Annotated in this window: 22 protein-coding genes and 1 pseudogene; 4 read left to right on the top strand and 19 right to left on the bottom strand. The window is 59.9% G+C overall.

Annotated features, from left to right (window positions below; all coding sequences use genetic code 11):
- Positions 1-242 precede the first annotated feature (242 nt).
- Both recJ and AB4O12_RS26645 read right to left on the bottom strand, forming a co-directional pair.
- Positions 243-1,952 carry a single-stranded-DNA-specific exonuclease RecJ gene (gene recJ / locus AB4O12_RS26650; RefSeq protein ID WP_258707645.1) on the bottom strand — a complete coding sequence of 570 codons (1,710 nt, stop codon included), beginning with the start codon at positions 1,950-1,952 and terminating at the stop codon, positions 243-245.
- A gap of 54 nt (positions 1,953-2,006) precedes the next feature.
- Complete coding sequence (locus AB4O12_RS26645; RefSeq protein WP_007908961.1) at positions 2,007-2,549, bottom strand: YaeQ family protein; 543 nt, start codon at positions 2,547-2,549, stop codon at positions 2,007-2,009.
- A 146-nt stretch (positions 2,550-2,695) separates the two neighbouring features.
- Between AB4O12_RS26645 and AB4O12_RS26640 the strand changes: the two genes are divergently transcribed.
- Entirely contained in the window at positions 2,696-3,895 is a 1,200-nt protein-coding gene (locus tag AB4O12_RS26640) for a CaiB/BaiF CoA transferase family protein (RefSeq protein WP_310214378.1), read from the top strand.
- Between the two features lie 221 nt (positions 3,896-4,116).
- On the opposite strand, the gene AB4O12_RS26635 is transcribed toward AB4O12_RS26640, so the two are convergent.
- The 12 genes from AB4O12_RS26635 to ffh form a co-directional block, all read right to left on the bottom strand.
- Positions 4,117-4,398, bottom strand: coding sequence for a DUF3509 domain-containing protein (locus AB4O12_RS26635; RefSeq protein WP_016771530.1), 282 nt, complete (start codon positions 4,396-4,398; stop codon positions 4,117-4,119).
- Between the two features lie 162 nt (positions 4,399-4,560).
- Positions 4,561-4,968: a response regulator gene (locus AB4O12_RS26630; protein WP_041478191.1), complete on the bottom strand. Its 408-nt coding sequence runs from the start codon at positions 4,966-4,968 to the stop codon at positions 4,561-4,563.
- A 117-nt stretch (positions 4,969-5,085) separates the two neighbouring features.
- Entirely contained in the window at positions 5,086-6,459 is a 1,374-nt protein-coding gene (locus tag AB4O12_RS26625) for a transporter substrate-binding domain-containing protein (RefSeq protein ID WP_056783127.1), read from the bottom strand.
- A 120-nt stretch (positions 6,460-6,579) separates the two neighbouring features.
- The gene (thrC, locus tag AB4O12_RS26620; RefSeq protein ID WP_460060000.1) at positions 6,580-7,989 is read right to left on the bottom strand and encodes a threonine synthase; all 1,410 of its coding nucleotides are present in this window, start codon (positions 7,987-7,989) and stop codon (positions 6,580-6,582) included.
- Between the two features lie 106 nt (positions 7,990-8,095).
- The gene (locus AB4O12_RS26615) at positions 8,096-9,400 is read right to left on the bottom strand and encodes a homoserine dehydrogenase (RefSeq protein ID WP_252885418.1); all 1,305 of its coding nucleotides are present in this window, start codon (positions 9,398-9,400) and stop codon (positions 8,096-8,098) included.
- A gap of 131 nt (positions 9,401-9,531) precedes the next feature.
- Complete coding sequence (dsbC, locus tag AB4O12_RS26610; RefSeq protein WP_252885417.1) at positions 9,532-10,263, bottom strand: bifunctional protein-disulfide isomerase/oxidoreductase DsbC; 732 nt, start codon at positions 10,261-10,263, stop codon at positions 9,532-9,534.
- Positions 10,264-10,628: 365 nt separating this feature from the next.
- Complete coding sequence (gene xerD, locus AB4O12_RS26605; RefSeq protein WP_460059998.1) at positions 10,629-11,525, bottom strand: site-specific tyrosine recombinase XerD; 897 nt, start codon at positions 11,523-11,525, stop codon at positions 10,629-10,631.
- 187 nt (positions 11,526-11,712) lie between these two features.
- A complete protein-coding gene (gene rplS, locus AB4O12_RS26600) occupies positions 11,713-12,063 on the bottom strand; it encodes a 50S ribosomal protein L19 (protein WP_041478196.1) in 351 nt (116 codons plus the stop codon).
- 45 nt (positions 12,064-12,108) lie between these two features.
- Complete coding sequence (gene trmD, locus AB4O12_RS26595; RefSeq protein ID WP_231507574.1) at positions 12,109-12,819, bottom strand: tRNA (guanosine(37)-N1)-methyltransferase TrmD; 711 nt, start codon at positions 12,817-12,819, stop codon at positions 12,109-12,111.
- Between the two features lie 44 nt (positions 12,820-12,863).
- A complete protein-coding gene (gene rimM, locus AB4O12_RS26590) occupies positions 12,864-13,400 on the bottom strand; it encodes a ribosome maturation factor RimM (protein WP_016771538.1) in 537 nt (178 codons plus the stop codon).
- A gap of 5 nt (positions 13,401-13,405) precedes the next feature.
- On the bottom strand, positions 13,406-13,657 hold the full coding sequence (rpsP, locus tag AB4O12_RS26585; protein WP_003185073.1) for a 30S ribosomal protein S16: 252 nt from the start codon (positions 13,655-13,657) through the stop codon (positions 13,406-13,408).
- 249 nt (positions 13,658-13,906) lie between these two features.
- A complete protein-coding gene (ffh, locus tag AB4O12_RS26580) occupies positions 13,907-15,283 on the bottom strand; it encodes a signal recognition particle protein (RefSeq protein ID WP_252885415.1) in 1,377 nt (458 codons plus the stop codon).
- Positions 15,284-15,493: 210 nt separating this feature from the next.
- On the opposite strand from ffh, the gene AB4O12_RS26575 reads away from it, so the two are divergent.
- The 3 genes and pseudogenes from AB4O12_RS26575 (at position 15,494) to AB4O12_RS26565 (ending at position 19,159) form a co-directional block, all read left to right on the top strand.
- Positions 15,494-16,306, top strand: a complete 813-nt coding sequence (locus tag AB4O12_RS26575; RefSeq protein WP_016771539.1) for a cytochrome C assembly family protein — start codon at positions 15,494-15,496, stop codon at positions 16,304-16,306.
- 12 nt (positions 16,307-16,318) lie between these two features.
- Positions 16,319-17,559, top strand: a pseudogene (locus tag AB4O12_RS26570) (CNNM domain-containing protein).
- Positions 17,560-17,842: 283 nt separating this feature from the next.
- On the top strand, positions 17,843-19,159 hold the full coding sequence (locus AB4O12_RS26565; protein WP_016771542.1) for an MFS transporter: 1,317 nt from the start codon (positions 17,843-17,845) through the stop codon (positions 19,157-19,159).
- 98 nt (positions 19,160-19,257) lie between these two features.
- Here the strand turns inward: AB4O12_RS26565 and purT are convergent, their stop codons facing one another.
- From purT to AB4O12_RS26540, 5 genes are all read right to left on the bottom strand, one after another.
- A complete protein-coding gene (gene purT, locus AB4O12_RS26560; protein ID WP_024011715.1) occupies positions 19,258-20,439 on the bottom strand; it encodes a formate-dependent phosphoribosylglycinamide formyltransferase in 1,182 nt (393 codons plus the stop codon).
- Positions 20,440-20,539: 100 nt separating this feature from the next.
- On the bottom strand, positions 20,540-21,007 hold the full coding sequence (locus AB4O12_RS26555; protein WP_016771544.1) for a VUT family protein: 468 nt from the start codon (positions 21,005-21,007) through the stop codon (positions 20,540-20,542).
- Positions 21,008-21,161: 154 nt separating this feature from the next.
- On the bottom strand, positions 21,162-21,377 hold the full coding sequence (locus AB4O12_RS26550) for a DUF1289 domain-containing protein (protein ID WP_039759143.1): 216 nt from the start codon (positions 21,375-21,377) through the stop codon (positions 21,162-21,164).
- Positions 21,374-21,898, bottom strand: coding sequence for a gamma carbonic anhydrase family protein (locus tag AB4O12_RS26545; protein WP_016771546.1), 525 nt, complete (start codon positions 21,896-21,898; stop codon positions 21,374-21,376). Before AB4O12_RS26545 ends, AB4O12_RS26550 begins: the two co-directional genes overlap by 4 nt.
- A gap of 38 nt (positions 21,899-21,936) precedes the next feature.
- Positions 21,937-22,536, bottom strand: coding sequence for a CoA pyrophosphatase (locus AB4O12_RS26540; RefSeq protein WP_016771547.1), 600 nt, complete (start codon positions 22,534-22,536; stop codon positions 21,937-21,939).
- Between the last annotated feature and the right edge of the window lie 52 nt (positions 22,537-22,588).

The raw sequence follows: 22,588 nt of genomic DNA, 5'->3' as shown, positions 1-22,588 counted from the left end.
AGGCTCCAGGGTTCTGTTTGAAAAGTCGACGAGTGACAGAAAAAGGGTGCAGCACCCGCCCCCGCGGGCAAAAATTCGACAAGACGTCACAAGGCCAATCAAGCAGTGCTTAGAGCCTAGTCGACAACCGGGAATGACGGAGGGTTCAGAGTAATTCAGTGTGTGAAAGGATGCTTTCGCGAGCAGGCTCGCTCCCACAAGACTGCACCGTACCTGTGGGAGCGAGCCTGCTCGCGAATGGCTTAACGCGGTTCGATATGAGCAATCATCAGCTGCACAGTCTCGTTGCCACGAAACTCGTTAACGTCGAGCTTGTAAGCCAGTTCAACCCATTGAATCGTCGGGTTCGGCCACACATCGCGATCAATGCCAAACGCGATGCCATCGAGCTTCACCGAACCGCATTCGCTTTTCAGCACCACTTTCAAATGCCGTTCGCCGACCACACGCTGCTCGACCAGTTGAAACACACCGTGAAACAGCGGCTCCGGAAAGTGCTGACCCCATGGCCCGGCGTGGCGCAAGGCGCGAGCCAGTTCGAGATGAAACTCTTCAACGGCCAGCGTGCCATCTGAAAGCATCCGCCCAGTGAGGTCTTCTTCGCGAAGTTGCCTACGCACTTCAGCGTCAAATGCCTCGGCGAACAGCTGAAAATTCTCCTGCGGCAAGGTCAGACCAGCGGCCATCGCATGACCACCGTACTTGGCGATCAGGTTCGGATGCTGCGCCGCGACCACACTCAGCGCATCGCGAATATGGAAGCCCTGCACCGAGCGACCGGAGCCCTTGAGCAGACCGTCACCGGCATCGGCGAAGGCAATGGTCGGGCGGAAATAGCGCTCTTTCATGCGCGAGGCGAGGATGCCGATCACGCCCTGATGCCACTCCGGATCGAACAGGCACAGACCAAACGGCATCGACTCGACCGGCAGATCCTTGAGCTGCGCCAGCGCTTCACGCTGCATGCCCTGCTCGATGGATTTGCGATCCTGGTTCATGCCGTCCAGTTGCGCAGCCATTTCCCGCGCCAGATTGGCGTCGGCCGTGAGCAGGCATTCGATGCCCAGGCTCATGTCGTCCAGACGTCCGGCGGCGTTCAGGCGCGGGCCGACGATGAAACCCAGGTCGGTGGAAGTGATCCGCGCAGCCTCTCGCTTGGCGACTTCGAGAATCGCCTTGATCCCCGGCCGTGCCCGGCCGGCGCGAATCCGCTCCAGCCCTTGATGCACAAGAATGCGGTTGTTGGCATCCAGCGGCACCACGTCGGCGACGCTGCCCAGCGCCACCAGATCGAGCAGTTCGCCGATGTTCGGTTGTGGCTTGCTCTCGTACCAGCCGAGGCTGCGCAGACGCGCGCGCAACGCCATGAGTACGTAAAAGATCACCCCGACGCCGGCCAGCGCTTTGCTCGGAAATTCGCAGCCCGGCTGATTCGGATTGACCAGCGCATCAGCCTGCGGCAGTTCATCGCCGGGCAAATGGTGGTCGGTGATCAACACCTTCAGTCCGGCGCGCTTGGCCGCCGCGACGCCTTCGACACTGGAAATACCATTGTCGACGGTGATCAATAATTGCGGTTCACGGGTCAGCGCGACTTCGACGATTTCCGGCGTCAGGCCGTAGCCGTATTCGAAGCGGTTCGGCACCAGGTAATCGACATGCGCCGCGCCCAACAGGCGAAGACCGAGCACACCGACAGTGCTGGCGGTGGCGCCGTCCGCATCGAAGTCGCCAACAATGAGAATGCGCTGACGCTGCTCCAGAGCCGTCACCAGCAGGTCGACTGCCGCATCGATGCCTTTGAGCTGCTGGAACGGGATCAAGCGCGCCAGACTCTTGTCCAGCTCCGCCTCCGACTGCACGCCCCGCGCCGCGTACAGGCGGGTCAGCAGTGGCGGCAGATCACCGAGGAAAGGCAACGTGGCAGGCAATTGACGAGGTTCGATACGCATGGGGCGACGGAGGCTTCTCTTTGATTCGTGGGAAATATCAGCGGTGTCGCGACCTCAGCCGCGCTCACCTTGCAGCCATTGCAACTGGACTTCGTGCTGACCGCGATCGTCGGTGACGAAAATCGTGCCTTCGCTGATCATCACGTCCCACTTGATGACGCGCGGCATGTCCTTGGCCAGGGTCTCCAGCACTTCTTGCGGGACGGCGGCGATGTTGACGTTTTTCAGGTTCTTGATCGCCGGGATCACCTTGGTTTCCCACACACGCAGGCTGCCGTAGGCCAGCAGGCTGGTGCGTTCGGTGCGGCGCGAGCACCAGGTCAGGCGATCGGCATCCGGCTGGCCGACTTCGATCCAGTGCAGGACACGGTCGTCCAGGCTCTTTTCCCACAAGGCCGGTTCATCCACGTCTGACAGGCCACGGCCGAACGACAGCTGCTCGTTGTACCAGAGCGCGTAGGCCAGCAGCCGCACAGTCATGCGTTCTTCGGTCTCCGAAGGGTGACGGGCGATGGTCTGCTTGACGCTTTCGTAGACGCTGCGGTCGAGGTCGGTGAGGTTCAGTTCGAATTTGTAGGTAGTGGACGGCTGGGCCATGAACGGGCTTCTTGATACGAGGAAAGTCGGCAAGTCTAACCGATGCCACAGGCAATCATCGAATTGATGGCAATCAAGCTGCGGCGTCTGACAGTCGGCTATGTTAAAACCCTGTATCCGCTCAGCCTTGTCCTACAGGATTTCGCATGCCGTTCACCAGCAAACCGCTCTCGGGTCTGAAAGTCATTGAATTGGGTACGTTGATTGCCGGGCCGTTTGCCTCGCGCATTTGCGGCGAATTCGGCGCCGAAGTGATCAAGATCGAATCGCCTGACGGCGGCGATCCCCTGCGCAAATGGCGCAAGTTGTACGAAGGCACCTCGTTGTGGTGGTTTGTCCAGGCGCGCAACAAGAAGTCGCTGACCCTCAATCTGAAACACCCCGACGGCTTGGCGATCCTGAAACAGCTGCTTAGCGAAGCCGACATCCTCATCGAGAATTTTCGCCCCGGCGTACTGGAAAAACTCGGTCTGAGCTGGGAAACCCTGCACGCCCTGAACCCGAAACTGGTGATGGTGCGCCTGTCCGGTTTCGGTCAGACCGGGCCGATGAAAGATCAGCCCGGCTTCGGCGCGGTCGGCGAATCCATGGGCGGCCTGCGGTACATCACCGGTTTCGAAGACCGGCCACCGGTGCGTACCGGGATTTCCATCGGCGATTCGATTGCCGCGCTGTGGGGCGTGATCGGTGCACTGATGGCGCTGCGTCATCGCGAGGTCAATGGCGGACTGGGCCAAGTGGTCGACGTTGCGCTGTACGAAGCTATCTTCGCGATGATGGAAAGCATGGTGCCGGAGTTCGACGTGTTCGGTTTCATCCGCGAGCGCAGCGGTAACATCATGCCGGGCATCACGCCCTCTTCGATCCACACCAGTGCCGACGGCAAACATGTGCAGATCGGCGCCAATGGTGATGCGATCTTCAAACGCTTCATGCTCGTGATTGGCCGCGCAGATCTTGCCAACGACCCGGTGCTGGCCAGTAACGACGGACGTGACAGTCGCCGGGACGAGTTGTATGGCGTGATTGATCGCTGGGTCAATTCCTTACCGCTGCAGACCGTTCTCGACTTGCTCAATCAGGCCGACGTACCGGTCAGCCGGATCTTCAGCGCCGAGGACATGTTCAACGATCCGCAATACCTGGCGCGGGAGATGTTCCTGCATGCCAAGCTGCCGGACGGCAAGGATTTCAAGATGCCCGGCATCGTGCCGAAGCTGTCGGAAACGCCGGGCTCGTCCGAATGGGTCGGACCGCAGCTTGGCGAACACAATGCGCAGGTGCTTGGCGATCTGGGCTACGACGCGGCGCAAATCGCTCGGCTGCGCGAAGACGGGGCCATTTGAGCACCGTTGCGCGCTTCGGTTTTCTGGCACCAAGCCGTGCGCTGAGCAAACGCCGGGCAAAAGAAACCCCGAGAAGTGGGGAGACAACTCGGGGTTAAACGGGGTCTGCTTCGAGACCCGTAGCAGCAAGCGACAAGCACCGGAGCACAATGCTTGATCCTGCTGTTATGGGGTCTGACTGACAGGGATGCAGGAAGGTTCCCACAAAAAATATTTCATCTTTACAGGGCCGGACGCTTGTCCAGAGCTGCATTGCGCAACGCCGCAATGACGCAGGGTTCCAGCCGCCCTTCGGCGATCATCACGTCACGGTGCAGGCCGTCCACCACGTCGGTCAGCAAGCGCTTGTCGCTCAACTGGGCCTGATTGAATTCGCGTTCCACCACAATGGCGCCGCTGCTGTTCTTCAGCGTCACCAGACATTCACCATGGCTGCCGCGAGGGGTCAGCGTCACCTGATACGGGCTCAGAGCCTCACCGAGCAATAGACTGATACTTTCCATCTCGATCTCCACTCAATAGTCCGAAAACACAGTGCCTGGGGCGTGTTCACATTAAATGACCACCGGCCCGAGAAGAAAGTTCTGCCTGTCACGTTCCGACCTTGCAGGACCGTGTCTGACAGAGCATGCATGGCGAAGATGACAGAAAAATATTCGCCGGTATCAGGCCTCGATGAGTGCCTGCGCAGTGATCAGATAACTGTCCAGCAGACCTCGCATCAACACCGCCGAAACCGGTGTCTGCAGACGCCCCAGCAGGCGCAGGCGTTGTTGACGAAGCACCGGCTCCAGGTCACTCAACAAACTCTGCGCGACCGAGCCCAGCAGAATCAGGGCACGCGCCTCATGGTGCGCCGCCAGGTGATGAATCAATGCCAACCCATCGCCACCTTTGAGCTGCGGATCGCAAATGGCGATATCGACCGCACCGCGATGCCCCAGTGAAGACAGGGCTGACGCCAGCGAAGGCGCGGTCAATACGTCGTAGATGCCGATGGCATTGAGCATTTGATGCAATGCCATCAGCTGGAACGGGTTGGGTTCAAGAATCAGGACTTTAAGCGAGCGCATGGGCGACCTCTGGAGCGATCATCGCGGACTCTCACCGCAGGTGTCGTTCACTCTAGGGCAGGCGTCTTAAGCCTCCCATCAGAAAAGTAGCCGCGTCTTGCAGGACATTTCCCTTCTTTACTGCAGACAGCGACACCCGCTCTCGGTCCGACGCTGGGTGATGTCGGTCCAGCCGCCCAACAAGCCGCGCAATTTGCCGTCGCCGCTGTAAAACGGCACGGTCCACTGATAAACCTCGCGAGGCCCGCCCTTGAACAGCAGTTGACGTTTGCTGAAGCGCGACTTGCGGGTTTGCAACTGGGCGATGAATTCGTCGTGGAGCATCCGCGCGGTGGTTTCCGGAAACGCATCGACTTCGATCAGCAAGCGTCCCTGCATCTGGTCCTGGCGCACCGACAGCGCTTCCTCGTAACTGCGATTGCAGATGATCAAACGCCCGTGCAGATCACGGACAAACACCGGATCCGGCATCGAATCGATCAGGGCATGCTGAAAGGCCAGTTGATCGCCCAACTCCTTTTCCGCCGCGCAGCGCAGCTTGATCACGGCCGCCAGGCGCCGGTTCCACACCAGCGACAGCATTCCGAAAACGCCGATTCCCCCCATCGCCCAGCATGCCCACTCGACCAGGCGCTTCCACACGGAGGGCACGGGCGGCGGCGAAACGCCTGCCAGCCACTTGAGACGAATCGCCCGCAACTCCGCAGCAGGGAAAGCTTCCAGCGCCTTGTTAAGAATACTCAGTAGTTGCGGCATGCCTTTTCGTACAGCCAGATGATCGGCTTCCCACTTGCCCTCTACCAGAGCACCGACCTTGAGCATGCCCAACGGATAGAGCTGCGCGCCGATTTCGTTTTCGATGGTTGCGTAGGCTTCCCCACTCTCGACCAGCGCCCGCGCTTCGGCGTAGGTTTTCACCGAGCGTATTTCAATCGACGGATAATCGCGCCGAATCGCATCCTCCAGGGCATGACGGGCGGGCAGCACCAGAACGCGCTTCGCCAGTTGCTCGAAAGACTCCACCCTCGGGGCATTGGCATGTCCGACAAACACCCAGCCAGCCCCTCCGAAAGCATGACTGAAATCGAGAAACGCCTTGCGTTCATCGCTCATGGCCAACGTCGTACTGATGTCCGCGACCCCGCTTTGCAGGCGATCGAGCATATGGTCGGTAGAGAACGATTCCTGGTGCTCGAATTGCAGTCCGGTCATTGCGCTGACCCGCTTGAGCACATCGTTGTTCAGACCGCTCCACTGGCCGTGTTCGTCCTGAAACAGGTACAGCGGATATTGCACCGATGCCACCGTTACTCTGGGGTTGTCACGGATCCATTGCCGCTCGTGCGCATCCAGTTCGACAACCGGCACAGTGCCCGACGCATTGGCCTGATCGAGTGCCATCTGCGCTGCCACGCCGCTGTGCATCCACCCCAGCACCGCCAACAAAAACAACCAGCCCAGTGCCGGTTTCAAACCTCTGTAAAACAGCATTGCCATTTCCTTCGTGATCGACTCACCCGTCCTTCGTGGGTGAAAACCCGAGCAGTGTGGCAGCAGAAACAAAAAAGCCCGTCAGGAGACGGGCTTCAAAATGTGACAGCTTTTACTGGCTTAGAGTGGCTTGCCGCGGTTGCCATGCTGGCTGACAAAGGCTTGCACGGCTTTCAGGTCGTTTGGCAGAACCGTGCAACGCTCGTTTCGCTCAAACAAATCAGAAAGATGTGCAGGTAGTTCGAGCGCTTTTCCTACACCCGCTTTCTCCACTGCCTCAGGAAACTTGACCGGATGGGCAGTGCCCAGAATCACCATCGGGATATCCAGACTGCGACGGCATTCGCGCGCAGCTTTCACACCGATGGCAGTGTGCGGGTCGAGGACTTCACCGGTTTGCTCGTAGACGTCGGCGATGGTTTCGCAGGTCTGCGCATCGTCCACCGCCAGCGAATCGAACAGCTTGCGTGCTTCGGTCCAGCGTTCTTGTTCGACGCTGAAACTGCCGTCCTTTTTGAACGAGTCCATCAGGCCGGCAATCGCCGCACCGTTACGCCCGTGCAGGTCGAACAGCAGGCGCTCGAAGTTCGACGAAACCATGATGTCCATCGACGGCGACAGCGTTGCGTGCAGGGTTTCCTTGACGTACTGGTTGCCGCTCATGAAGCGGTGCAGGATGTCGTTGCGGTTGGTTGCCACGATCAACTGATTGATCGGCAGGCCCATGTTGCGCGCCAGGTAGCCGGCGAAGATGTCGCCGAAGTTGCCGGTCGGTACCGAGAACGACACCGAACGCGCCGGACCGCCCAACTGCAGGGACGCATGGAAGTAGTAAACGATCTGGGCCATGATCCGCGCCCAGTTGATCGAGTTCACCGCCACCAGACGCGTGCCTTTGAGGAAGCTCTGGTCGGCGAAGCTGTTCTTGACCATTTCCTGGCAGTCATCGAAGTTGCCTTCGATGGCGATGTTGTGGATGTTCTCGCCGAAGATCGTCGTCATCTGCCGACGCTGCACTTCCGATACACGCTGATGCGGGTGCAGGATGAAGATGTCGACGTTTTCGCAGTGCTTGCAGCCTTCGATGGCCGCCGAACCGGTGTCACCAGAGGTGGCACCGACAATCACCACGCGCTCGCCGCGCTTTTCCAGCACGTAATCGAGCAGGCGACCGAGCAGTTGCAGGGCGAAGTCCTTGAACGCCGGGGTCGGGCCGTGGAACAGCTCAAGCACCCATTCATTACCGTTCAACTGACGCAGTGGCGCCACGGCGCTGTGGGCGAACACGCCGTAGGTTTCTTCGAGAATCTTCTTGAAATCGGCGTCCGGAATGCTGCCGGTGACAAACGGGCGCATCACCCGGAACGCCAGTTCGTGATAAGGCAGGCCGGCCCAGGAAGCGATCTCTTCCTGAGTGAAACGTGGCAGGTTTTCCGGGACGTACAGACCGCCGTCGGTCGCCAGACCGGCCAGCAGGACCTCTTCGAAATTCAGGGCCGGGGCCTGGCCGCGAGTACTGATATAACGCATTTTTTTCAAACCTTCGGTTTGAGCTGCAAGCTGCAAGCTGCAAGTCGCAAGTAAAAGCCAGACTGCTTCTCTCTTGCCGCTTGCAGCTCGAAGCTTGCCGCTGCTTTTAGTTCAAATGTTCGACACGGATCCGTACAACCGGGCCGTCGACGCCAGCCAGTGCTTCCAGCGCGGTGATCGCATCGTTGATGCGCTGCTCGACCACGCGGTGGGTCAGCAGGATCATCGGCACCAGGCCGTCATGTTCTTCGACTTCCTTCTGCATGATCGATTCGATATTGATGCCGCGCTCCGACAGGATGCTCGCCACCTGAGCCAGTACGCCCGGATGATCCTTGGCGTGAATGCGCAGGTAGTAAGCGCTTTCGCAGGCTTCGATCGGCAGGATCGGATGCGCCGACAGCGAGTCCGGCTGGAAGGCCAGGTGCGGCACACGGTTTTCCGGGTCGGAAGTCATCGCGCGAACCACGTCGACCAGGTCGGCGATCACCGACGAAGCGGTCGGCTCCATGCCAGCGCCGGCGCCATAGAACAGCGTCGAACCGGCGGCGTCACCGTTGACCATGACGGCGTTCATCACGCCGTTGACGTTGGCGATCAGGCGATCGGCCGGAATCAGCGTCGGGTGCACGCGCAATTCGATGCCGGCGTCAGTGCTGCGCGCCACACCCAAGTGCTTGATGCGATAGCCCAGCGCTTCAGCGTAGTTGACGTCGGCAGTGGTCAGTTTGGTGATGCCTTCGGTGTACGCCTTGTCGAATTGCAGCGGAATACCGAAGGCGATAGACGCCAGAATGGTCAGCTTGTGCGCGGCATCGATGCCTTCGACGTCGAAGGTCGGATCGGCTTCGGCGTAACCCAGCGCTTGCGCTTCGGCGAGCACGTCTTCGAACGTACGACCTTTTTCGCGCATTTCGGTGAGGATGAAGTTGCCGGTGCCGTTGATGATCCCGGCAACCCAGTTGATGCGGTTGGCGGAAAGGCCTTCGCGGATCGCCTTGATCACCGGAATGCCACCGGCCACCGCCGCTTCGAATGCCACGATCACGCCTTTCTCGCGTGCCTTGGCGAAAATCTCATTACCGTGAACGGCTATCAGCGCCTTGTTCGCGGTGACCACATGCTTGCCATTCTCGATGGCCTTGAGTACCAGCTCGCGGGCAACGGTGTAGCCGCCCATCAGCTCTATGACGATGTCGATCTCAGGGTTCGTGGCCACTTCGAAGACATCGTTGGTAATCGCAATACCGGTCGTCTGGAACTGAGGCTTTGGCGTGCGCATGGCAATTTGTGCCACTTCGATTCCACGCCCGGCACGACGAGCAATTTCCTCGGCGTTGCGCTGAAGTACGTTGAAGGTACCGCCACCGACGGTCCCTAACCCACAGATGCCTACTTTGACCGGATTCACTGTGAACTCCCCATGAAACGGCCGACACAGGGTCGGCCGGAAAACAACCGCGTGCTCGCGGCTCTCTGTTGATGGCCCGGCACTGTTGCTGCCGGACCACGATCGTCAACAGTTGCCCGTGACGATGCGAATTACTTCGCGCCCAGCGCCAGTTTGGCGACTTGTGGCGCCGGCTGGTAGCCCGGAATGACCTGGCCGTCGGCCAAAACGATGGCCGGTGTGCCATTCACGCCGATCGACTGACCTAGCGCGAACTGTTTGGAAACCGGGTTATCGCACTTGGCGGCTTTGATTTCCTTGCCATCGACCATTTTGTCCATGGCAGCTTTCTTGTCTTTCGAGCACCACACTGCTTGCAGCTGCTCGTCACCCGGCGAATTCAGGCCCTGGCGCGGGAACGCCACGTAGCGCACTTCGATGCCGCGCTTGTTCAGCTCCGGCACTTCGGCATGCAGTTTGTGGCAGTACGGACAGGTGGTGTCGGTGAACACGGTGATGTGCGATTTGGTCTCGCCCACGGCCGGGTAGACCACGGTTTCGGCCACCGGGATGGCATTGATCAGTTTGGAAATGCCCAGGCGTTCGGTCTTCTCGGTCAGGTTGACCGGTTTGCCATTCGCGAGCTGGTACAGGTTGCCCTGCACGATGTACTGGCCATCGGCACTGGCGTACAGCACGCGGCTGCCTTTGAGTTTGACTTCGTACATGCCAGGCAACGGGCTGGCATTGATGCTTTCGACCGGAACCTCGAGTTCGAGTTTTTCCAGGCTTTGACGAATGGCTTTGTCGGCCGCGTCGTCGGCGACGGCAAAGGTGCTCACCAGCGCGACAGCGGCGGCAGCGAAAATCTGGGTCAGACGCATGAGTACTCCTGAGGGCGGGCGGATGAAACGATCAGAACGCCCGTGCGAAACACCGGGTCATAACCGTCCATCGTGCAAACCGGCAAAGCCTAACACATAAGGCCGCGAGGGCCGAATGCGCCTGTCGCCACACACTCATGTGCAACTGACACATCTTCATGCTTGTACAACTGACCCACAACCACATGTGGCTGACACACATTATTGTGGCGAGGGATTTATCCCCGCCGGGTTGCGAAGCAGCCCTAAACCATCCACCGCGATCTTTCAGTCAAAATCGAGCCAGCCGGGTTTGCGACTGCTGCGCAGCCGAACGGGGATAAATCCCCTCGCCACAGGTCAGTATTTCAACATTATGGGATGTGTCAGCCGCGTGGGTGGTGTTTGGCGTGCAGATCCTGCAAGCGGGCGCGGGCGACGTGGGTGTATATCTGCGTCGTAGAGAGGTCGCTGTGCCCGAGCAGCATCTGCACCACGCGCAAGTCCGCGCCGTGGTTGAGCAGGTGCGTAGCGAACGCGTGACGCAAGGTGTGCGGCGACAGCGATTTGCTGATCCCGGCGACCTTGGCCTGATGCTTGATCCGATGCCAGAACGTCTGCCGGGTCATCTGCTCGCCGCGCTGGCTGGGGAACAGCACATCGCTGGGGCGGCCACCGAGCAACTCGCCACGAGCATCACGCATATAGCGCTCGACCCAGACAATCGCCTCCTCGCCCATCGGCACCAGACGCTCCTTGCTGCCCTTGCCCATCACCCGCAATACGCCTTGGCGCAGGTTGACCTGCTCCAGTGTCAGGCTGATCAGTTCGGTCACGCGCAGGCCACAGGCATACAGCACTTCCAGCATCGCGCGGTCACGCTGACCGATGGCTTCACTCAGGTCCGGTGCCTTGAGCAGCGCTTCGACATCGGCTTCCGATAGCGATTTGGGCAACGGCCGGCCCAGTTGCGGCATGTCGACGCGCAACGTCGGGTCGACGCTGATCAGCTTTTCCCGCAGCAGATAGCGATAAAAGCCACGCACCCCGGAGAGAAATCTCGCGGTGGAGCGTGGCTTGTAGTTTTGCTCCAGCCGCCACGCCAGGTGATCGAGGATCAATTCGCGACCGGCATTGATCAGCTCGAGATTTTTCTCCTGCAACCAGCCGTTGAACAGCGCGAGGTCGCTGCGATAGGCGTCGCGGGTGTTGTCGGACAGGCCTTTCTCCAGCCATAAAGTGTCGAGGAATTGATCAATCAGCGGATGGTCGATGGCAGGCATGGGTGCTCAGGGCAGGGCTTTTTCAAGCTGCGTGCAAATAGAGAATAAAGGCGCGCTAGTCTTTCATAGCCGGCCAGATCAAGAAACAGGCAGCTTCATTGAATGAGGCGTGTCAGATTGATCCGGTAAATCGCAGGCAACAAAAAAGCAGCCCGTAGGCTGCTTTTTTCTGCATCGGAGGCTAGGCTTAAGCCAGTTTTTCCTTGATGCGTGCTGCTTTACCCGACAGGTCGCGCAGGTAGTACAGCTTGGCTTTACGTACGTCACCGCGACGTTTAACAGCCATGCTGTCGATCTGCGGGGAGTAGGTCTGGAAAGTACGTTCTACGCCAACACCGTTGGAGATTTTACGAACGGTGAACGCACTGTTCACGCCGCGGTTACGCTTGGCGATTACAACGCCTTCGAACGCTTGCAGACGGGAACGATCGCCTTCCTTCACTTTCACCTGAACGACAATAGTGTCGCCTGGGGCGAAGGTAGGGATTTCTTTGCTCATCTGCTCTGCTTCGAGTGCAAGGATGATTTTGTTGGTCATGCTGTGCTCCTAAGGTAAATCGTTCGATCTACCATCGATACGTTGTTAACTATCGTCCCGCTCGCGGATGTATTCCTCGAGCAGCTTCTTCTCTTCTCCAGAAAGCGAGCGGCTTTCCAGAAGATCGGCGCGTCGTTCATAGGTCCGACCAAGGGACTGCTGTAAACGCCAACGCCGGATATGCGCGTGATTGCCACTCAGCAACACGTCGGGAACACGCTGATCCGCATACACCTCCGGTCGGGTGTAGTGCGGGCAATCCAGCAGACCATCCGTAAAGGAATCTTCCTCAGCGGAATCCGCATGCCCTAAAGCTCCAGGCAGCAGTCGTGTAACCGCATCGATCAGGACCATGGCCGGCAGCTCGCCGCCAGACAGTACATAGTCGCCAATCGACCACTCTTCATCGACATGAGCCTCAATAAAGCGCTCGTCAATGCCTTCGTAGCGGCCGGCAATCAGGATCAATGCATCCGATTGTGCCAGCTCGCGTACCGCCGACTGAGTCAGTTGACGGCCTTGGGGGGACAGGTAAATCACCTTCGCCGCCTCCCCGGCTGCTGCCTTGGCCTGAGCCAGCGCATCTTCCAGGGGCTTGATCTTCATCACCATGCCCGGACCACCGCCAAACGGGCGATCGTCCACAGTGTGATGCCGATCCGTCGTGTAATCTCGCGGATTCCAACAGGTCAGCTGCAAGAGCCCCTGTTTGACCGCACGACTGGTGATGCCGTAATCGCCAATGGCGGAAAACATCTCGGGAAACAAACTGATCACTTCTACGCGCAAGTTAGCCACGTTCAGAAGTCCGCGTCCCAATCCACCTTCATCTCGCCCGCTTCCAGGTCGACAGCCAACACGCATTGCTCCGTATAGGGCAACAGGCGTTCGCGATCATCCAGGCTGCCAGCGCAAGGCTTGACGACCATTACATCATTGGCGCCGGTTTCCAGAAGATGATCGATTTTCCCGAGCAGTTGCCCGAGGGTGTCGATGACCTTCAGACCTTCCAGCTGGTACCAGTAGTACTCGCCTTCGGTCAATTCAGCGAACAGGTTGCGCGGCACGCAGATCTCATAACCGGCCAGAAGACGAGCTTCTTCACGATCATCGAGACCCTTGAGCTTGGCGACCAGGAACTTGTCGCTCCCGCGTCCACTGACCAGCTCGACCTGTTTGACATTGCCTTCGCGCTTGAGCGTCCAGGTTTTGTACTGCAACAGGTTTTCAGTCGGATCAGTAAAGGAATAAACCTTCACTTCGCCGCGAACGCCATGAACAGAATAAATTTTGCCAATAACGATCAAATCATCGGCAGGGGCTGGCGTCGCGTTCATATTGCTCAGGCCGCAGCCTTGGCAGATTCCTTCAACAACTGAGCAACGCGCTCAGAAGGTTGTGCACCAACGCTCAGCCAGTAGGCAACGCGCTCTTGGTTCACGGACAGACGGATTTCCTGACCACGGGCAACAGGGTTGAAGAAACCAACCTGTTCTTTGTGGGAGCCGTCACGCGGGTTACGCGAGTCGGTTACGGTCAGGTGGTAAAACGGGCGCTTTTTGGAGCCGCCAAGGGCAAGACGGATTGTTAGCATGTGAACATCGTTCCTGTAGTCGGTGCTGCAAATCTAAATGCACAGCGGGCATGGGTGCCCGAAAGGCCGCATATTCTAAGGAATATCCGGACTTTTGCAAATGACTTTTTCCGGCGCCCATGGCATGCCGTGCAGATTTGCATAGAGAGCCGTCGTTAAAAACGGCCAGTCAGCTCCCGCCGAGTGCGGGTTTGCTGTTGATCCTGCGTCCTTGCAGGGTCTGCGCCGGTGCGACGACCGGCGAAGTCTTTACATTTTCGGCATGCCGCCGCCGGGCAACATACCGCCCATGCCGCGCATCATTTTTGCCATACCGCCCTTGGCGGTGAATTTCTTCATCATCTTCTGCATCTGCTTGTGCTGCTTGATCAAGCGGCCGATGTCCTGCACCTGCGTGCCGGAACCCATGGCGATCCGGCGCTTGCGCGAACCGCTGATCAGCTCAGGGTCGCGGCGCTCGGCCGGGGTCATGGAATTGATGATGGCTTCCATCTGTTTGAATTGCTTTTCTGCGGCGTTCTGGGCATTGCCCATCTGCGACAGGTTGACGCCGCCGATGCTCGGCAGTTTGTCCATGAGCCCGCCGAGGCCGCCCATGTTCTTCATTTGTTGCAGCTGATCGCGGAAGTCTTCGAGGTCGAAGCCCTTGCCCTTTTTCAGCTTCTTGGCCAGTTTGTCGGCCTTGTCCTTGTCCAGCGTCGCTTCAGCCTGCTCGATCAGGCTGAGCACGTCGCCCATGCCGAGGATGCGCGAGGCGATACGCTCAGGGTGGAACGGATCGAGCGCTTCGCTCTTCTCGCCCATACCGATGAACTTGATCGGCTTGCCGGTGATGGCGCGCACCGACAGCGCGGCACCGCCACGGGCGTCGCCGTCGACCTTGGTCAGGATCACACCGGTCAGCGGCAGCGCATCGCCGAACGCCTTGGCGGTGTTGGCGGCGTCCTGACCGGTCATCGCGTCGACCACGAACAGGGTTTCAACCGGGTTGATCGCGGCGTGCAGCGCTTTGATCTCGCCCATCATCTCTTCGTCGATGTGCAGACGACCGGCGGTGTCGACGATGACCACGTCGATGAATTTCAGTCTGGCTTCTTTAATAGCCGCATTGGCGATGTCGACCGGCTTCTGGCTCAGGTCGGACGGGAAGAACGTCACGCCGATGTCGTTGGCCAGGGTTTCCAGCTGCTTGATCGCGGCCGGACGGTAAATGTCCGCAGACACGACCATGACCGACTTCTTCTTGCGCTCTTTAAGGAAGCGCGCCAGCTTACCGGCAGTGGTGGTTTTACCCGCGCCCTGCAGACCGGCCATCAGAATCACGGCTGGCGGAACGGCGCTCAGGTTGAGGTCTTCGTTGGCCGCGCCCATCAGGCTTTCGAGTTCGGCCTGGACGATCTTCACGAACGCCTGGCCCGGCGTCAGGCTGCGCGACACCTCGGTGCCGACAGCGCGCTCCTTGACCGAATTGACGAAGTCCTTGACCACCGGCAGTGCGACGTCAGCTTCGAGCAACGCCATGCGCACTTCACGCAGGGTGTCTTTGATATTGTCCTCGGTCAGCTTGGCCTTGCCGGTGACATGGCGCAGCGTCTGCGAGAGACGGTCGGTTAAGTTTTCAAACATTGCGCGATCCTTTCAGGCCCTGTACGAACCGGGATAATGGCGGCCCAGACCGGAATCAACATGTGCTCGGCGAGCCTGCGGCGTGGGCAGGTCGCGGATTATAGCGAAGACTGCGGCCGGCGGACACCTCGCCGTCAGCTTGCGGAGTCTTTCGTGCCGTGGCGGTTCTATGCCAAACTCAGCGCCTTTCGGGCTCGCCTAACAGGATTTATGCTCCCCTTGTCACCCAGTTTGCTGACCACCCTCGCCGCCGCCCTGCTCTATGCCGCTGCGACCGTCTATCAAAGCACTCGCCTGGCCACCGGCGCCAAGGCGAACAAGCGCCTGCTGGTCAGCCTCGGCGTCTTCGCCGTGCTCGCCCACGGCGCCAGCCTGCTTACTCATCTATTGACCCCGATCGGCCTCGGCCTGGACTTCTTCAGCGCGTCCAGCCTGATTGCCGCTGCGGTGATTGCCCTGACTCTGCTGGCCTGTTCGCGGATCCCGGTGGAAAACCTGCTGGTGCTGCTGTTCCCGCTCGGTGCGATCACAGTATTGCTGGCGCAGTTCGCGCCGACCGGCACAGTGCAGATCATCGACGAAGAGCCGGGCATCCTCGCGCACATTCTATTGTCGATCCTCGCCTACGGCATGTTCACCATCGCCGTGTTCCAGGCGTTGCTGCTGCTGGTTCAGGACCATCAGCTCAAGCACAAGCACCCGTCCGGACTGATCAAGAACTTTCCGCCCCTGCAAACCATGGAAAGCCTGCTGTTCGGCTTTCTCTGGGCCGGCTGGACGCTGCTGTCGCTGTCGCTGATTTCCGGCTGGCTGTTCGTCGAGAACCTGTTTGCCCAGCATCTGGTGCACAAGACCCTGCTGGCCTGTCTGGCATGGATCGTCTTCAGCGTGCTGCTTTGGGGTCGCAACCGACTGGGCTGGCGCGGCCACAAGGCGATTCGCTGGACCCTCGCCGGTTTCTGCCTGCTGATGCTGGCGTACTTCGGCAGCAAACTGGTTCGTGAATACATACTGCACATCTGACGGGCGGCATAAATGGACGGTTTGCCCATAGGGCCGATGCTCGCGGTATTTGTCCTGCTGATCTTATGGTCAGGGCTATTTACCGCCGTCGAAATCGCGCAGCAGCACCTGCTCGCGCAACGGATCGCCTCGCGCGCCAGCGACAAGCCGCTGGCGAAGCTGAGCTTCCCGCTCGACAGCCTGATCCTCTGCAACACCCTGTGCCGCGCCCTCGCGGTGATCCTCGCGACGCTGCTGGCGATTTTCTCTGCGAAGAAAATGGCCCGTGGGCGGCCTGCCCGGGCGCCGGTGCCATCCTGCTGGTGTTCGCCGATTATTTCCCGCGCACGGTGGCCCGGCGCTATCCCGACGCCGTGCTGGCGTTCGGCAATGCCCTGCTGGCGGTGCCGATGAAAATCGTCTACCCGTTCGCGTGGCTGTTCAGCCGGGTCAGCGCTTTGCTGCTGACCCCGTTCACGCGCAAGGCTCAGGTGGTGCAACAGAGCGAGGACGAGTTGCCGGCCGATCACGATGATGATCCCGAACATCCGGTCCGCGCCCACCCGGTGTCGGGCATTCATGCGCTGGACAACATCACGGTCAACGACATTCTGGTGCCGCGCAGCGATGTCGATGGCATCAACCTCGACGATTCGATCGAAGAGATCATCGAGCAACTGCGCGAGAACAAGCGCACGCGTCTGCCGGTGTTTCACAGTGACATCAATCAGGTCGAAGCGGTGCTCAACACTCGCCAGATCGGCCATTTGCTGAGCAACGGTGGATTGACCCGCGAGGCACTGCTGGCCGCCAGCTACGAGCCCTACTTCGTCCCGGAAAGCACGCCGCTGCAACTGCAACTGCTGAACTTCCACAAGCAGCAACGCCGTCTCGGCATGGTCGTGGACGAGTACGGTGAAGTGCTGGGCATCGTCACCCTTGAAGACATTCTCGAAGAAATCGTCGGCGAATTCGAAAGCGAGCACAGCCTCGACAATCCGCACATTCATCCCCAGGCCGACGGTCGCATGGTGATCGATGGCGCCGCGTCAATCCGCGACCTGAACAAGTGCCTGGGCTGGCACCTGCCGAGCGACGGGCCGAAGACCCTGAACGGCCTGGTCACCGAAGCGCTGGAAACCATTCCGGAAAGCGCGGTGTGCCTGAAGATCGGGCGTTATCGACTGGAAATCCTCGAGACCGAGGAGAACCGGGTGAGCAAGGTGCTGATCTGGCATACCTCTTCTGCTCCTGCTTTGGTGCCCGCCAGATAAAAGATCAAAAGATCAAAAGATCAAAAGATCGCAGCCTTCGGCAGCTCCTACCCTGCGATCTTTTGCGCTTGTTTGATCGTTAGCCCCCTTCCTATAATCGAGGCGCTTACCCAAGCGCCGTCGATCCCTGTGCCTACCCGGCACTGCCCGGATCCTGACTGTTTCCGCTGCAAACCGACGACTGTTCCTACTCGAAACAGCGCTCGCGCCCTACCCCACATCCCTGGGTGTTTCACCATAATAATTCGCTCCACTGGAGCTCATGACTGTCAGGGATCACCGCATGACGACCCATACCGCTTACAGCGAAACCGCGCCTGCCCAACCGACCAATTCCGCCACCCGCGTGGCCACGGCAAGCTTTATCGGCACTGCTATCGAGTTCTACGACTTCTACGTTTACGCCACTGCTGCGGCGCTGGTGATCGGGCCGGTGTTCTTTCCGCAGACCTCCGGCACGGCGCAGATGCTTTCGGCGTTTCTCACTTTCGGCATTGCCTTCCTCGCTCGACCACTGGGTTCGGCATTGTTTGGCCACTTCGGCGACCGTATCGGCCGTAAATCGACGCTGGTCGCCTCGCTGCTGTTGATGGGCGTGTGCACCACCTTGATTGGCGTGCTACCGGGCTACGACAGCATTGGTGCCTGGGCGCCGATTCTGCTGTGCGTGCTGCGTTTCGGTCAGGGCCTGGGCCTTGGCGGCGAATGGGGCGGTGCGGCGCTGCTGGCCACGGAAAACGCGCCGAAGGGCAAACGCGCCTGGTTCGGCATGTTCCCGCAGCTCGGGCCATCGATTGGTTTTCTTGCGGCCAACGGCCTGTTTCTGACCCTGGCGATGACCCTGGATGATGAACAGTTCCGCAGCTGGGGCTGGCGCATTCCGTTTCTGCTCAGCGCGGCGCTGGTGATGGTCGGCCTGTATGTGCGCCTCAAATTGCATGAAACGCCAGTGTTCGCCAATGCGATCGCCCGTCAGGAGCGAGTGAAAGTGCCGCTGGTCGAGTTGTTCAGCCAATACTGGGCGCCGACCTTGCTCGGTGCGGCGGCGATGGTCGTCTGCTATGCGCTGTTCTATATCTCGACGGTGTTTTCCCTGAGCTACGGCGTATCGACGCTGGGTTACAGCCGCGAAACGTTCCTCGGCCTGCTGTGCTTTGCCGTGTTGTTCATGGCCGCCGCGACGCCATTGTCAGCCTGGGCCAGCGACCGTTACGGGCGCAAACCGGTGCTGATTATCGGTGGCGTGCTGGCGATTCTGTCCGGGTTCCTGATGGAACCGTTGCTGACGCAGGGCTCGACCTGGGGCGTGGCGCTGTTTCTGTGCATCGAGTTGTTTTTGATGGGCGTGACATTCGCACCGATGGGCGCGCTGTTGCCTGAGCTGTTTCCGACCCACGTGCGTTATACCGGCGCATCAGCGGCGTACAACCTGGGCGGCATCGTCGGGGCCTCGGCGGCGCCGTTCTTTGCGCAGAAACTGGTGGCGATGGGCGGGTTGAGCTATGTCGGCGGGTATGTGTCGGCGGCGGCGGTGTTGAGCCTGATCGCGGTGTTGTGTTTGAAGGAGACGCGCAATAACGATCTGAATCAGGTTGCCTGACAGAAGATCAAGAGCTTCGCGAGCAGGCTCGCTCCCACAGGGAAATGCATTCCAAATGTGGGAGCGAGCCTGCTCGCGAACAGCTGCCGCGACCCGGTTTACAGCTCTACAACAACCGCCTGCGACGCACGAGTCGCCTTGGCGCGAGCAGCCTCGATCGACTCATCCCGCGCCAGCGCCACGCCCATGCGGCGCTGACCGTTCACTTCCGGCTTGCCGAACAGACGCAGCGCGGTATCCGGCTCGCTCAACGCAGCGCCCAGATTGGCGAATGCGGTCTGGGTCGACTGGCCTTCCACCAGAATCACTGCCGACGCCGACGGGCCAAACTGACGGATCAGCGGTACCGGCAGGCCGAGAATGGCGCGGGCATGCAGGGCAAACTGCGACAGGTCCTGAGAGATCAGCGTCACCAGCCCGGTGTCATGCGGACGTGGCGAAACTTCGCTGAACCACACCTGATCACCTTTGATGAACAGCTCGACACCGAACAGACCACGGCCACCCAGCGCTTCCGTCACAGCTTTGGCAACGCGCTCGGATTCAGCCAGAGCAATCGGGCTCATGGCCTGCGGCTGCCAGGATTCCTGATAGTCGCCCTTCTCCTGACGGTGGCCGACCGGTGCGCAGAACGTGGTGCCGCCAATGTGGCGCACGGTCAGCAGGGTGATTTCGTAGTCAAAGTCGATGAAGCCTTCGATGATCACCCGACCTTTGCCGGCGCGACCGCCCTCTTGCGCGTAATCCCAGGCTTTCTGTACGTCATCGGCGCTGCGCAGCAGGCTCTGGCCCTTGCCCGACGAACTCATCACCGGCTTGACTACGCAAGGGAAACCCAGGTCCTGAACGGCTTTGCTGTAGTCCTCGAAGGTGTCGGCGAAGTGGTACGGCGAGGTGGGCAAGTCCAGCTCTTCGGCAGCCAGACGACGGATACCTTCGCGGTTCATGGTCAGCTGTGCCGCACGCGCGGTCGGAATCACGGTGAAGCCTTCGGCTTCCAGCTCGACCAGCGTGGCGGTGGCGATGGCTTCGATTTCCGGCACGATGAAGTGCGGCTTCTCGGCTTCGATCACTGCACGCAGAGCAGCACCGTCGAGCATGTTGATCACGTGGCTGCGATGGGCGACTTGCATGGCCGGCGCGTTGGCGTAGCGGTCGACGGCAATCACTTCAACGCCCAGGCGCTGCAGTTCGATTACCACTTCCTTGCCCAACTCACCACAGCCACACAGCAATACGCGGGTCGCGGTTGGCGACAATGGAGTTCCGATACGGGTCATCTCAGGTCCTCAAAGGAAGCGGATCATCGAGGAAAGCCACGCAAGTGCGCTTTCCATGGGGAGAAAGCGCGGCATTTTACATGAACCCGAGGGTTTGGCTTCAGCTGGCGACAGCCTGTTTGCGATCACGCCAGGCCATGATCAGCCAGACGGCGGTGACGCCGGCGAACTTCGAGGCCAGCGCGGTGATGATCACCGGCGGCGTCAAGGCGTCGATCATGCCGAAAAAGATGAAGGTATCCAGTGGAATACTCAGCGCCGAACTGATCCACAGACGATCACGCAACGGCCGCTTGGTGATGCTGAACACCAGCCAGTCGATGCACTCGGAGACCGCGAACGCCGTGGCGCTGGCCAGCGCGATGGAAGGGTCGGACGTGATGTAGGAAAGCACCAGCGCCGCCAGCATCGCCACGATCGCGCCGTGACCGAAGCGCGTTTGCACCATGTCGCGCAGCACGAACACCAGCCCGCCCCAGGCCGACCAGATGATGTCCAGGTGCGGAGCGGTGGAAAAGGCGAAGTTGATCAGCACGACGCTGCTGATGTAGGCGATGAGAAAGATCATGGGGGTGGCCTGTAAATGTGGCGCACAGGTTACTTGAGCGCTGGTATTGCGCCAATAGGTGCGGTGACAGGACCGACGTCTTCGCGAGCAGGCTCGCTCCCACAGTGGAATGCATTTTCAAGGTGGGAGCGAGCCTGCTCGCGAAAGCGCTGGCTCAGACGCCTGACTTCGCGGGAATCATCCAGACCAATCCACTCGCCTTCGCCCGTTCATGACACAACCCCAGCACCACGCGGCGCTCGTCATTGTTCATGCGGCCCCAGCGGGTGATCTCCGCGACCGTGCGCTGGCACCCGGTACAAACGTCATCTTCGTCCAGCGCGCAGATATTCACGCACGGCGAGGCGACTGGTCGTTCAACAGTCGTCATTGTTCCTGCTCGACCAGATCGCGGGCGTAACGCTGCGAGTTATGCACATAGTGCGCGGCGCTGGCTTCGAGCATCTTTTTCTGCGCCTCGGTCAGTTCACGTACGACCTTGCCCGGCGAGCCCATCACCAGCGAACCGTCGGGAATTTCCTTGCCTTCGCCGATCAGCGAATTGGCGCCGATGATGCAGTTCTTGCCGATCTTCGCGCCATTTAGAATCACCGCGTTGATGCCGATCAGGCTGTAATCGCCGACCGTGCAGCCGTGGAGCATGGCGTTGTGGCCGATGGTCACGCCGGTACCGATGGTCAGTGGGTAGCCCATGTCGGTGTGCATCACCGTGCCATCCTGCACGTTGCTGTTCTTGCCGATGAGGATCAGTTCGTTGTCGCCGCGCAATACGGCGTTGAACCAGACGTTGGCGCCCTCTTCCAGGCGGACCTTGCCCACCAGTACGGCATTGGGCGCGACCCAGCTCTGTGGATGGGTTTCGACACGGGCGTCGCCCAGGCGGTATTTCATTTTGTTTTCCTCGGGCTCACGGCCGTTCGAACGACGGCTCAGGTATCGATAAAACTTTTCGGCGGTCGGTGCAGGCTGATTTTGGCGTCATAGAGCAGGTTGATCAACTCGACGATCATGATCGCCGTCAGGCCCCAGATCTTGTACTCGCCGAAGCGATAGCTCGGCACGTACCAGCTGCGGCCCTGATAGTCGATGCGATGGGTATGCTCGCGCGGGTCCTTGCGGAAGAATTCCAGCGGTACGCTGAAGACGGCGGCGATCTCGGCATCGTTGGGCTGGTATTCGACAAAGTCGGGAATCACCCCGACATACGGCGTTACCTTGATGCCGTGCAGGGAAATCAGCGGACTCAGCGGGCCGATGACTTCGACCAGACCCGGCGGCAGGCCGATTTCTTCTTCGGCTTCGCGCAGCGCGGTGAAGATCAGGTCCGGGTCTTCCGGGTCGCGGCGTCCACCAGGGAAGGCGACCTCGCCGCCGTGGGTCGAAAGCCCGCTGGCGCGCAGGGTCAGGACCAGTTCCGGTTCGTCACTGCGGGTGATCGGCACCAGCACGGCGGCTTCGGGAAAACGTGCGTCGGTCTCCAGCGTGCGCGGTGTGTGGTTGCTTACCCTATGCAGTAGCTCGTCCAGCATGAGTGTTCTCGATCGGTGCCTTGCTCCGCATCATGCACCAATCAAAGCGAGC

It is taken from the genome of Pseudomonas sp. S2_A05 (assembly GCF_054668485.1).
This window is presented reverse-complemented; position numbering and strand designations above follow the sequence as displayed.

Coding starts and splice junctions, on each gene's coding strand:
- xerD (WP_460059998.1), bottom strand. CDS start 11,525: ATGCCTGCCATCGACCATCCGCTGATTGATCAATTCCTCGACACTTTA.
- recJ (WP_258707645.1), bottom strand. CDS start 1,952: ATGCGTATCGAACCTCGTCAATTGCCTGCCACGTTGCCTTTCCTCGGT.
- rimM (WP_016771538.1), bottom strand. CDS start 13,400: ATGAACGCGACGCCAGCCCCTGCCGATGATTTGATCGTTATTGGCAAA.
- dsbC (WP_252885417.1), bottom strand. CDS start 10,263: ATGCGTCTGACCCAGATTTTCGCTGCCGCCGCTGTCGCGCTGGTGAGC.
- AB4O12_RS26630 (WP_041478191.1), bottom strand. CDS start 4,968: ATGCGCTCGCTTAAAGTCCTGATTCTTGAACCCAACCCGTTCCAGCTG.
- rpsP (WP_003185073.1), bottom strand. CDS start 13,657: ATGCTAACAATCCGTCTTGCCCTTGGCGGCTCCAAAAAGCGCCCGTTT.
- AB4O12_RS26545 (WP_016771546.1), bottom strand. CDS start 21,898: ATGAAATACCGCCTGGGCGACGCCCGTGTCGAAACCCATCCACAGAGC.
- AB4O12_RS26565 (WP_016771542.1), top strand. CDS start 17,843: ATGACGACCCATACCGCTTACAGCGAAACCGCGCCTGCCCAACCGACC.
- purT (WP_024011715.1), bottom strand. CDS start 20,439: ATGACCCGTATCGGAACTCCATTGTCGCCAACCGCGACCCGCGTATTG.
- thrC (WP_460060000.1), bottom strand. CDS start 7,989: ATGCGTTATATCAGTACTCGCGGCCAGGCCCCGGCCCTGAATTTCGAA.
- AB4O12_RS26625 (WP_056783127.1), bottom strand. CDS start 6,459: ATGCTGTTTTACAGAGGTTTGAAACCGGCACTGGGCTGGTTGTTTTTG.
- AB4O12_RS26635 (WP_016771530.1), bottom strand. CDS start 4,398: ATGGAAAGTATCAGTCTATTGCTCGGTGAGGCTCTGAGCCCGTATCAG.
- trmD (WP_231507574.1), bottom strand. CDS start 12,819: ATGTTTTCCGCCATTGGCGATTACGGCATCACCAGTCGTGCGGTCAAA.
- ffh (WP_252885415.1), bottom strand. CDS start 15,283: ATGTTTGAAAACTTAACCGACCGTCTCTCGCAGACGCTGCGCCATGTC.
- AB4O12_RS26645 (WP_007908961.1), bottom strand. CDS start 2,549: ATGGCCCAGCCGTCCACTACCTACAAATTCGAACTGAACCTCACCGAC.
- AB4O12_RS26640 (WP_310214378.1), top strand. CDS start 2,696: ATGCCGTTCACCAGCAAACCGCTCTCGGGTCTGAAAGTCATTGAATTG.
- AB4O12_RS26540 (WP_016771547.1), bottom strand. CDS start 22,536: ATGCTGGACGAGCTACTGCATAGGGTAAGCAACCACACACCGCGCACG.
- AB4O12_RS26555 (WP_016771544.1), bottom strand. CDS start 21,007: ATGATCTTTCTCATCGCCTACATCAGCAGCGTCGTGCTGATCAACTTC.
- AB4O12_RS26575 (WP_016771539.1), top strand. CDS start 15,494: ATGCTCCCCTTGTCACCCAGTTTGCTGACCACCCTCGCCGCCGCCCTG.
- AB4O12_RS26550 (WP_039759143.1), bottom strand. CDS start 21,377: ATGACGACTGTTGAACGACCAGTCGCCTCGCCGTGCGTGAATATCTGC.
- rplS (WP_041478196.1), bottom strand. CDS start 12,063: ATGACCAACAAAATCATCCTTGCACTCGAAGCAGAGCAGATGAGCAAA.